The sequence below is a fragment of the Terrisporobacter muris genome, assembly GCF_024621905.1.
In the GTDB taxonomy this organism is placed as follows: domain Bacteria; phylum Bacillota; class Clostridia; order Peptostreptococcales; family Peptostreptococcaceae; genus Terrisporobacter; species Terrisporobacter muris.
On record NZ_JANKBY010000117.1, the window covers coordinates 1 to 10229 of the forward strand.

Annotated in this window: 12 protein-coding genes; 11 read left to right on the plus strand and 1 reads right to left on the minus strand. The window is 29.2% G+C overall.

Annotation, left to right across the window (positions count from 1 at the left end; translation table 11 throughout):
- Positions 1 to 167 precede the first annotated feature (167 nt).
- The 11 genes from NSA58_RS10370 (at position 168) to NSA58_RS10420 (ending at position 9112) form a co-directional block, all read left to right on the plus strand.
- Positions 168 to 2012 carry a TIGR03960 family B12-binding radical SAM protein gene (locus tag NSA58_RS10370; protein WP_257560433.1) on the plus strand — a complete coding sequence of 615 codons (1845 nt, stop codon included), beginning with the start codon at positions 168 to 170 and terminating at the stop codon, positions 2010 to 2012.
- A 2-nt stretch (positions 2013 to 2014) separates the two neighbouring features.
- Positions 2015 to 2713, plus strand: a complete 699-nt coding sequence (locus NSA58_RS10375; protein WP_257560434.1) for a TIGR03936 family radical SAM-associated protein — start codon at positions 2015 to 2017, stop codon at positions 2711 to 2713.
- Positions 2714 to 2724: 11 nt separating this feature from the next.
- The gene (locus NSA58_RS10380; RefSeq protein ID WP_039679781.1) at positions 2725 to 4128 is read left to right on the plus strand and encodes an Rne/Rng family ribonuclease; all 1404 of its coding nucleotides are present in this window, start codon (positions 2725 to 2727) and stop codon (positions 4126 to 4128) included.
- Between the two features lie 118 nt (positions 4129 to 4246).
- Positions 4247 to 4561, plus strand: a complete 315-nt coding sequence (rplU, locus tag NSA58_RS10385) for a 50S ribosomal protein L21 (protein WP_039679782.1) — start codon at positions 4247 to 4249, stop codon at positions 4559 to 4561.
- 15 nt (positions 4562 to 4576) lie between these two features.
- The gene (locus NSA58_RS10390) at positions 4577 to 4897 is read left to right on the plus strand and encodes a ribosomal-processing cysteine protease Prp (RefSeq protein WP_039679783.1); all 321 of its coding nucleotides are present in this window, start codon (positions 4577 to 4579) and stop codon (positions 4895 to 4897) included.
- 13 nt (positions 4898 to 4910) lie between these two features.
- Positions 4911 to 5201, plus strand: a complete 291-nt coding sequence (gene rpmA / locus NSA58_RS10395; RefSeq protein WP_039679784.1) for a 50S ribosomal protein L27 — start codon at positions 4911 to 4913, stop codon at positions 5199 to 5201.
- An 88-nt stretch (positions 5202 to 5289) separates the two neighbouring features.
- Entirely contained in the window at positions 5290 to 6567 is a 1278-nt protein-coding gene (obgE, locus tag NSA58_RS10400) for a GTPase ObgE (RefSeq protein ID WP_039679785.1), read from the plus strand.
- Between the two features lie 25 nt (positions 6568 to 6592).
- Complete coding sequence (locus tag NSA58_RS10405; protein ID WP_039679786.1) at positions 6593 to 6964, plus strand: YhbY family RNA-binding protein; 372 nt, start codon at positions 6593 to 6595, stop codon at positions 6962 to 6964.
- Between the two features lie 215 nt (positions 6965 to 7179).
- Entirely contained in the window at positions 7180 to 8241 is a 1062-nt protein-coding gene (locus NSA58_RS10410; RefSeq protein WP_039679787.1) for an ABC transporter substrate-binding protein, read from the plus strand.
- Between the two features lie 163 nt (positions 8242 to 8404).
- Positions 8405 to 8887 (plus strand): DUF2975 domain-containing protein, encoded by a 483-nt coding sequence (locus tag NSA58_RS10415; protein ID WP_074079662.1) that lies wholly within the window; start codon positions 8405 to 8407, stop codon positions 8885 to 8887.
- A 9-nt stretch (positions 8888 to 8896) separates the two neighbouring features.
- Complete coding sequence (locus NSA58_RS10420) at positions 8897 to 9112, plus strand: helix-turn-helix domain-containing protein (protein ID WP_039679789.1); 216 nt, start codon at positions 8897 to 8899, stop codon at positions 9110 to 9112.
- Between the two features lie 127 nt (positions 9113 to 9239).
- Here the strand turns inward: NSA58_RS10420 and NSA58_RS10425 are convergent, their stop codons facing one another.
- Positions 9240 to 10160 carry a ribonuclease Z gene (locus NSA58_RS10425; protein ID WP_039679790.1) on the minus strand — a complete coding sequence of 307 codons (921 nt, stop codon included), beginning with the start codon at positions 10158 to 10160 and terminating at the stop codon, positions 9240 to 9242.
- Positions 10161 to 10229 lie beyond the last annotated feature (69 nt).

A 10229-nucleotide genomic window follows, 5' to 3' on the forward strand; every position in this document is an offset into this window, starting at 1 on the left:
TAGATAAAGTTGTTCTAAAATAAGTATAATGAATAATAATAGCGCGATAATATAAGTAATAAGGTAATTATATGATTAAAATTAAAAAATTTTGATACCAAATATTTTATAGTGTATAATAAAATTTATGTGAATTACAATTAGTTTATCGGAGGTTTCAATATTAGATGGATAAAGCAGAGTTTAGAAAAATTTTAAAAAAAGTAGAAAAACCAGCTAGATATTTAGGAAATGAAGTAAATTCAATACATAAAGATACTAGCAAAGAAGGTTTAATAAGATATGCACAGTGTTTCCCTGATTTATACGAAGTAGGGATGAGTCACTTGGGAAGTCAAATCTTATATAGAGTATTAAATAGTGATGAAGATGTTTATTGTGAAAGAGTTTATTCTCCAGCAGTAGATATGGAGGAGATACTAAGAGAAAAAAATATACCTCTATTTGCAATAGAATCAAGAGAACCTATAACAAACTTTGATTTTGTTACATTTACTCTTCAATATGAACTTTCTTACACAAATATATTAAACATATTAGATTTAGGTAAAATAGAAATATTAGCTAAAGACAGAAAGCTAGATGATCCATTTATAATGGTTGGAGGACCTTGTGCTTATAATTCAGAACCTTTAGCAGATTTCGTGGATATAGTAATCCTTGGAGAAGGTGAAGAAGTTAACTTAGAAGTGTTAAACCTATATAAAGAGTGGAAGAAAAATAAAACAACTAGAGAAGACTTCTTAATGATGGCATCAAAAATAGAAGGAGTTTACATACCAAGTTTTTATGATGCTACATACAACGAAGATAAAACAGTAAAAGAAACAGTTCCAAATAGAGAAGGAGTACCAGCTCATCCAAGAAAAAGAATAATAAAAAATATGGATGAAGTTCCTTATCCAGAAGCATTAATAGTTCCTTACATAGAAACTGTTCATGAAAGAGTAGTTTTAGAGCTATTCAGAGGATGTACTAGAGGATGTAGATTCTGTCAAGCTGGTATGATTTACAGACCAATAAGAGAAAAGAGTATAGATACTTTAAAAGAATCATTAGATAAGTTAATAAAGAGTACTGGATACGATGAAATATCTTTATCTTCATTATCAACTAGTGACTACTCAAAATTAAGTGAACTTACAGATGTTCTAATTGAAGAATATGCAAGTAAAAATATAGGTATATCACTACCATCACTTAGACTTGATAACTTTACAATGGAAATAGCGGAAAAAATACAACAAGTTAGAAAATCAGGTCTTACATTTGCACCAGAAGCAGGAACTCAAAGAATGAGAGATGTTATAAACAAAGGTGTAAGTGAAGAAGATTTAAAAAATGCCACTACAAAAGCTTTTGAAATGGGATGGCATAGTGTAAAACTTTACTTCATGATTGGTCTTCCAACAGAAAGATATGAAGATTTAGATGGAATAAGAGATTTAGCTTACGATGTTATAGATACTTATAGAGAAGTACATGGTGGAAAACTATCAAGAAAATTCGGAGTAACAGTAAGTACATCAACATTTGTGCCTAAACCATTTACACCATTCCAATGGCATCCACAAGATACGGGAGATGTGGTAAGAGAAAAACAACAATATTTAGTTAAAGCTCTAAAAAATAGAGATATAAGATATAACTACCATGATTCAAAAACTAGTTTAATGGAAGCTGTTGTATCTAGAGGAGATAGAAGAATAGGTAAAGTTATCTATGATGCTTTCAAAGCTGGAGCTAAATTTGATGGATGGTCAGAATACTTTAACTTAGATATATGGACTGAAGCTATGGAGAAAAATGGATTAGATATAAGTTGGTATGCTCACAGAGAGAGAAGTTACGATGAAGTATTTGCTTGGGATCACATAGATGTAGGTGTATCTAAGAAATTCTTAATAAGAGAGAATAATAAAGCAAAAGAAGATGCAGTTACGCCAGATTGTAGACATAGATGTAATGGTTGTGGAATAAATACAACTGACTTAGGAAGGGGGCTATGCTAATTATGAGTAAGTTAATTAGAGCTAAATATAAAAAAGAAGATGATATGATATTTATATCTCATCTTGACTTGCAAAGACTTTTACAAAGAGCTTTTAGAAGAGCAGAAATAAATTTATCTTATTCTCAAGGATTTAACCCTCATCCAAAAATGAGTTATGCTAATGCCTTAGCATTAGGAACAGAAAGTCAAGGAGAATATGTAGATATAGAAATAGAAGATGATATATCTGCTGAAGAATTTTTACAAAGAATAAACGAAGAGTTACCAATGGGTGTGGAATTTATAAAAGCAGAAGAAATAACTCCACAAACTCCAGCTCTTGCACAAGAAATAGTCTATGGAGAATATTTATTTAACATAGATTTAGAAACTCCTTTAAGCAAAGAATTAGTAAAAGCTAGAGTGCTTGAGTTTGTAACAAGTAAATCAATAATGATAAGTAAGAAAAATAAAAAAGGTAAAATGGTAGAGGTTGATATAAGACCAATGATTAAAACTTTTGACTTAGTTGTATTAGATGATAATAGAGCTACTTTTGAAGCTATTATAGCAACAGGGTCTAAAGCTAACTTAAATACTAATATATTTGTACCAGTGTTACTTGGAATATTAGATATAGAAATGGATCCAAAAGAAGTTGAAATAATAAGAAGAGACCTTTATAAGATAGTAGATGGAGAATTAGTAACTCCGTTATAGTGAGGATAATAATGAAAAAAATAATAATTGAAACCTTAGTATCATCAGAAAAAACTGCCATAGTTGAAGATGATAAACTTGTAGAATTATTAATAGAAGAAAATGAAAAAAATAAATTAGTATCTAACATATATAGAGGAATAGTAAAAAATGTAAAAGCAGGCTTAGAGGCCTGCTTTGTAGATATAGGCATGGAAAAACTAGCTTATCTTCCTCTAAAAAAAGATTCTAATATAAAATCTGGTATGGATATTATGGTTCAAATTAATAAAGAAGCAGTGGGAACAAAGGGACCGAAGTTAAATTTAGAAGTGAGCCTATCAGGTCGATATTTAGTTTATATACCAACTAATGATAGAGTAACTATATCTAATAGGCTTCAAGACGAAGAAGAACGATTTAGACTTAAAAAGATTGTAAAAAAACTTGTGGGAAAAGATTGTGGAATTATAATTAGAACAGAAGCTGCTGGATGTAGAGAAGAAGAATTAGAAAAAGATTTTATAGAATTAAAAGAAAAATATGACTCTATTACAAAAGAGTTCAAGTTAGGCATAGGACCTAAACTACTATACAAAGAGTTAGATGCATCAACTAAATACATAAAAGATAATGTAAACGAAGATGTTACAGAAATTGTAGTAAATAACAATAATAAATACGAAGAAATAAAAAATATCTTAAAAACTATTAATAAAGATTATTTAAACAAACTAAAAATAATAGAGAATCAAGATATTTTTGATTTATATAAAGTACAAAGTCAAATAGATAAAGCACTTGGTAAAAAAGTATGGTTAAAAAGTGGTGGTTATTTAATCATAGAAAAAACAGAAGCTTTAACTGTAATAGATGTTAATACAGGGAAGTTTACTGGAATATCTAATAGAGAAGACACAGTATATAAAACTAATGAAGAAGCATGTATAGAAATTGCTAGACAGTTAAAACTTAGAGATATAGGTGGAATAATCATAATTGACTTTATTGATATGGTTAAAAAGAAAAATAAGGAAAACTTATTAAGATCTTTAAACTATTATCTAGGAAAAGATAAAAGAAAATCTGAAGTATTAGGACTCACAAGATTAGGTCTTGTGGAAGTAGCAAGGCGAAGAGAAAGAAATTCAATAAGTGAGTACTATTTAGATGAATGTGGTATTTGCAATGGAAATTCATCAACAAAATCAATAAACTATATTATGGATGATTTGGAAAAAGAAATAAGTAGAATAAAATATCATACATGCTATAATGATATAACAGTTGAACTTAACCCCTCAGTAATTAACAAAATTAAAGTTAATTATATGGGCCTAATTAATAAAATAAGTAAAAAATATGAAATGAACATTTTACTAAAAGAAAATAAAGAAGTGGCTTATGAAAAATATAAAATTATTTTTGTAAGCTAGTTGACATTTTGTTCAATAAGTAGTATTATTTATAACTGTAATGCCGCACAGAAAAGGTGAAAATTTTCCTTTGGAAATACCTTGATGGCGAGTTCTTAGACCGAGGAGGTGTATATTAATGTACGCTATAGTTAAAACAGGTGGAAAGCAATACAAAGTTGCTGAAGGTGATGTATTATTCGTTGAAAAGTTAGAAGCACAAGCTGGTGAAGAAGTAACTTTAAACGAAGTATTAGCTTGTACTAATGCAGAAGGAGAACTAGTTGTTGGAGCTCCAGTTGTAGAAGGTGCTTCTGTTACTGCTAAAGTAGTAGAGCAAGGAAAAGCTAAGAAAATAGTAGTTTACAAGTATAAAGCTAAAAAAGACTACAGAAGAAAACAAGGTCATCGTCAACCATACACTAAGATAGTTGTTGAAAAAATAAACGCTTAGTAATAGGTTAATGAAATGATAAAGATAAAATATCATTATACAGACGATTTCAGACGTAAAGGTTTTACAATAAAAGGACATGCTGATTTTGCTCCAATAGGACAAGATATTGTTTGTTCAGCAGTGACTTCTAATGCAATTGGAGTTATCAATTCATTAGATAGATTAGCAAAAGTAAAATTTGATTCTGTAATAGGCCAAGAAGGTTTTATTGAATGTCTAGTTCACGAAGAAAGTTTAAATGAAAAAACTGATTTATTACTAGAACATTTTGAATTAACAATGAAATCAATCCAAAAGGATTATCGAAACAATATAAAAATCTTAAAAAAGTAGGGGGTGACTCCAAATGTTAAACATGAACTTACAATTATTAGCATCTAAAAAAGGGGTAGGGTCTTCTAAAAACGGTAGAGACTCAATCGCTAAAAGATTAGGTGTTAAAAGATATGACGGACAACTAGTTACTGCTGGTAGTATAATAGTAAGACAAAGAGGTACTAAAATACATCCAGGAACTAATGTAGGTAAAGGTGGAGATGACACTTTATTCGCATTAATAGACGGTACTGTTAAATTCGAAAGAAAAGACAAAAAAAGAAAAAAAGTAAGTATATATCCAGTACAAGTTGCTGAATAATAAAGGGAGAGGAGTGTATTTACACTCCTTTTCTTTTTAAATAATGAGAATTTGAATAGAATGCAAATTCTAATAGGAGGTGCCACTTTTGTTTATAGATAAGGCAAGAATATTTGTCAAAGCTGGGAATGGTGGAAACGGTGCAGTATCATTTAGAAGAGAAAAATATGTTCCTGCAGGTGGACCAGATGGTGGAGACGGAGGAAGAGGCGCTAGTGTTATATTTGAAGTTGATAACGACTTAAGAACACTAATGGACTTTAAATACCAAAGAAAATATGTAGCTACTCCAGGTGGAGATGGAAGTAAAAAAAGACAAGCTGGAAAAAATGGTGAAGACTTAGTTTTAAAAGTACCAGCTGGAACAATAATAAGAGATGAAGCTACTAATAAAATAATAGCTGACTTAAAAGCAGAAGGAGATAGAGCTGTAGTTGCAAGAGGTGGAAGAGGCGGAAAAGGAAACCAACATTTTGCCAACGCAGTAAGACAAGCTCCTAACTTTGCTAAATCAGGAACTGATGGTGAAGAAAGATGGGTTATATTAGAGCTTAAAATGATAGCTGATGTAGGATTATTAGGATTCCCTAACGTAGGTAAATCTACATTTTTATCAGTAGTTACAGCTGCTAAACCTAAAATAGCAAACTATCACTTTACAACATTAACACCAAACCTTGGTGTGGTTCAAACTAAGTTTGGAGATAGTTTTGTATTAGCTGATATACCAGGACTTATAGAAGGTGCTGCTGAAGGAGTTGGACTTGGTCATGACTTCTTAAGACACGTAGAAAGAACTAAAGTATTAATACATATAGTTGATATTTCAGGACTAGAAGGTAGAAATGCTTTAGAAGATTTTGATAATATAAATGATGAACTTAAATTATACAATGAAAAATTAGCTACAAGGCCTCAAGTTGTAGTAGCCAATAAAATAGATATACTTGAAGATGAATCTGTCTTTGAAGAGTTCAAAGTAACTTTAGAAGAAAGAGGATATAAAGTATTCAAAATGTCTGCAGCTACAAGAGAAGGTGTAGATGATGTTATATCTTATGTTTCTCAAATATTAAAAGATGCTGAAGATATAGAACTTGTTTCTGAAGACGAATTATATGTACCAGAATTAGATTCAGCTGAAGAAGAAGGGTTAAATGTTGAAATAGAAGATGGAGTATATGTGGTTACAGGTAAATCACTTAGAAGAATTATGTACTCTGTCAACTTTGAAGATATGGAATCTATTCAATTCTTCCAAAAAACTATGGAATCAGAGGGTGTATTTGATAAACTTAGAGATATGGGAATTGAAGACGGAGATACAGTTAAGATATACGATATAGAATTTGAATTCTATGACTAAAATTTAATATAAAAGAGGTGACAATATGTTAAACGGAAGACAAAGAGCATATTTAAGATCTTTAGCAAACACTTTAAAACCTATAACTCAAATAGGAAAAGAGGGTGTAACAGAAAGTTTCTTAGAGCAATTAGATGCAATGCTTGACTCAAGAGAATTAGTTAAAGTAACTATACTTGAAACAGCAGGGATAGATACTAAAGAAGCAGCGAATGCTATATGTAAAGCATTAAGAGCTGAGTTCGTTCAAGCTATAGGTTTTAAATTTACATTATATAGAAAGAATGTAAAAGAACCCAAAATATTATTCCCAGGTCAAAAAGCTTCAGTTAAAAAAGTAACAGAAGAAGGTATGACTAAAAAAGGAAAACCAACTAAGAGATCTCAAAGAAGATAATAGTTGCTAAAAGGCGAGCTTAAATTAAGTTCGCTTTTTTTGTGTAAAGATATAAAAATGAAAAAAAAATTATATTGTAGAATGTGATATACAAATAAATCATAAATTATACTATGAGGTATTGTGTGTTTTATTAAATTAGACTAATTAAAAAAATAATGGTATAATCCAAAAGAATATTAAATATTAAAATAAAAAATGTTAGGGAGTGAAGTATGAAGAAACTAATTAAATTATTTAGCTTATCAATTTGTATAGTCATTATGGGTATTTTTTTTGTAGGATGTAGTAATAAACAAAGCACTCAAGAAATTAATTTCTATAACTATGGAGAAAATATAGACGATGAAACAGTAAAAGAATTTGAACAAAAATATAATATTAAGGTTAATATTGAAACTTTTGATGATATGGAAGCTATGTATTCGAAAATTAAAAGTGGAGCAGGTAAGTACGATGTTGTTTTAGTATCAGATGCTTTGATGCCAAGGATGATAGATCAAAAGCTTATCCAAGAAATAAATAAGGATAACATACCTAACATATCTCAAATGGATGAAGAATACTTAGACCTAGAAATAGACCCAGGGAATAAATACTCAGTACCATATATGTTTGGAACAGTAGGGCTTATATATAATAAAGATGTAGTAAAAGAAGAAGTGAATAGTTGGGATATACTATGGAATGAAAAGTATAAAGATAGAATATTTATGTTTGATACATATAGAGACACTATAGGTGTAGCACTAAAAAAATTAGGTTATTCTTTAAACTCAACTAATCAAAAAGAAATAGACGAAGCAAAAGAATTGCTACTAGAACAAAGAAAATTAGTTAAGCCTTTATATGGTGTAGATAATGGTACTACTATGATTCCAGCAGGAGAAACAGATATAAATATGATATGGTCTGGTGAAGGTTTAAATTTACAAGACGAATACCCAAATTTAGTTTATGTAGTTCCTGAAGAAGGTGCAAATTTCTGGATTGATAGTTTATGTATACCTAAAAATGCTAAAAATGTGGAAGGTGCTGAAAAGTTTATAAACTTTGTAAGTGATAAGAAAAGTGCCCTTAGAATAGCTGATGAAATAGGATATACAACTCCTAACAAAGAGGCAAGAAAAGAACAACCAGAAAGTGTTAGAAATAATCCAAATGCATATATGCCTACAGAAATAATGAATATATGTGAAATTTACAAAGATTTCCCATTAGATGTAAAAAAAATGTATGATAAAGCATGGATTGCAATAAAATCAGATGAACAGTAAAAATAAGGAAAGGCAGATGATTAAGCCTTTCTTTTTTCTTTGTTGAAAATTTAATGTATTAATCTTTTATGATAAAAATATATTAAAATTCAATATTAATTTATTGAAAAACGATATACGACCTGTTATTATAATAATATAGAAATAAAAGGGAGTGTAAATTATGTTAAAAAATGCAACAAAAACAAAAAGTGTATTGAGTACTTCATTAATAGTAATATTTTTCATGCTAGGATTGATTCTCTTAATGGCAGTGATTATGGGTATTCCATATATTTTTAATAATATTAAAGATACAAATACGATAGTTCATGGAATTGGAGCATTTGTAATAGGGATTACATATTTTATGATGATTATTTCGTTATTAGAAATAGTAAGTAGCTCTAAAGTTAACATATTTATAAAGTCAAATGTAAAGCAGTTTAAAAGAATAGGTTGTTTATTACTTATAAACTTAGGCATAGACTATGTTTTTAGTATAATTTATGGTGTTAGTGGAATGAGATTTGTAGATTTGGCTCCAGGAGTTTTTATAACGCCAAGCATGTGTATATATTTTATAGCAGGTCTTTTATGTTTTGTAATAGCAGATGCTTTTGATCAAGCTATTACAATAAAAGAGGAAAATGAATTTACTGTATAGGAGATAATTATGGCTATAATAGTTAACTTGGATGTAATGATGGCAAAAAGAAAAATGTCTCTGAAAGATTTAGCGGATAAGATAGATATTACTAATGCTAATTTATCCATATTGAAAAATAATAGAGCTAAGGCTGTTAGGTTTACAACTCTAAATGAAATATGTAAAGTTTTAGAGTGTCAGCCAGGGGATATACTTGAGTATATAGAAGGTGAGGAAGTATAATTAGGGACTATATGAGGTGAATAATACTATAAGGTATGGTATACATAAAATAGAACCTTGTATAAATAAGGTATTAGAATTAGAAAATATTCAATAAAAATAGTGCTCATTATATTGAGCACTATTTTTAATCTTCGTAATTTAAAGATAAGGATAACCTATCTTCTCCAACTATAGTATTTGGAAATATTCTTGTAGCATTTTCTAAGTATTTATTAGGATTTTCTAAAGAAGGACTAAAGTGTGTCAAAAGTAGTTTTTTGACATTTCCCAAAGATGCTAAGCTAGCAGCCTCTGTAAAAGTCATATGTTTGTTTTTAACAGCCTTTGAAATGTCCATGTCGTCTCCATACATGGCTTCACAGACGAATAAATCACTGTCAGCTATGAAGTCAGGTATAGTAAGTAAAAATCTAGTATCTGTAACAAAACTAATTTTAATACCTTTTCTATTATCACCAAAAACCATATCTGAAGTGTACATTTTTCTATCATAAAAAACAGAATCAGTCTTTTGTAGTCTACTCCATAGGGCTTGAGGAACATTATTTAATTTAGCTTTTTCCATATTAAATTTAGGAGTTCTTTTAAAATATAAACTATATCCTAAACATTCAGTAGAATGATCTAATTCTAGAGTTGAGACTTCTAAATCCTTAAAAACAGGATGATTTTCTAGTACAAAAGTTTCTTGTGGATTTTCTACTATATGTAGGTTATAAGGTAAATATTCAACAAGAACTTTTATAGCCTTCATAGCTTCTATAATTCCATTAGGACCAATAATAGTTAAATCTTCAGTTTTGCCACTATTACCCATAGTAGATAGAAGACCAATAAGACCTATTATATGATCACCATGAAGATGAGTTATTAAAATCAAATCGATACCTTTAAAACCACAATTTTTCATTCTCATTGATACTTGAGTTCCTTCGCCACAGTCTATTAAAATTTTTTTCCCTTTATAATTAATAAATAAAGAGGAAAGGTTTCTATTAGGCATAGGTACATTACCACCACATCCTAGCAAAACTAAATCTATCATATAAATTCTCCTTATATATATTTATTTTAAAATAACAATTACTAATTATAGTTTTAACAAAATATATTA

Coding starts and splice junctions, on each gene's coding strand:
- NSA58_RS10410 (WP_039679787.1), top strand. CDS start 7,180: ATGAAGAAACTAATTAAATTATTTAGCTTATCAATTTGTATAGTCATT.
- NSA58_RS10425 (WP_039679790.1), bottom strand. CDS start 10,160: ATGATAGATTTAGTTTTGCTAGGATGTGGTGGTAATGTACCTATGCCT.
- NSA58_RS10405 (WP_039679786.1), top strand. CDS start 6,593: ATGTTAAACGGAAGACAAAGAGCATATTTAAGATCTTTAGCAAACACT.
- NSA58_RS10415 (WP_074079662.1), top strand. CDS start 8,405: ATGTTAAAAAATGCAACAAAAACAAAAAGTGTATTGAGTACTTCATTA.
- NSA58_RS10375 (WP_257560434.1), top strand. CDS start 2,015: ATGAGTAAGTTAATTAGAGCTAAATATAAAAAAGAAGATGATATGATA.
- NSA58_RS10380 (WP_039679781.1), top strand. CDS start 2,725: ATGAAAAAAATAATAATTGAAACCTTAGTATCATCAGAAAAAACTGCC.
- rplU (WP_039679782.1), top strand. CDS start 4,247: ATGTACGCTATAGTTAAAACAGGTGGAAAGCAATACAAAGTTGCTGAA.
- NSA58_RS10420 (WP_039679789.1), top strand. CDS start 8,897: ATGGCTATAATAGTTAACTTGGATGTAATGATGGCAAAAAGAAAAATG.
- rpmA (WP_039679784.1), top strand. CDS start 4,911: ATGTTAAACATGAACTTACAATTATTAGCATCTAAAAAAGGGGTAGGG.
- NSA58_RS10390 (WP_039679783.1), top strand. CDS start 4,577: ATGATAAAGATAAAATATCATTATACAGACGATTTCAGACGTAAAGGT.
- NSA58_RS10370 (WP_257560433.1), top strand. CDS start 168: ATGGATAAAGCAGAGTTTAGAAAAATTTTAAAAAAAGTAGAAAAACCA.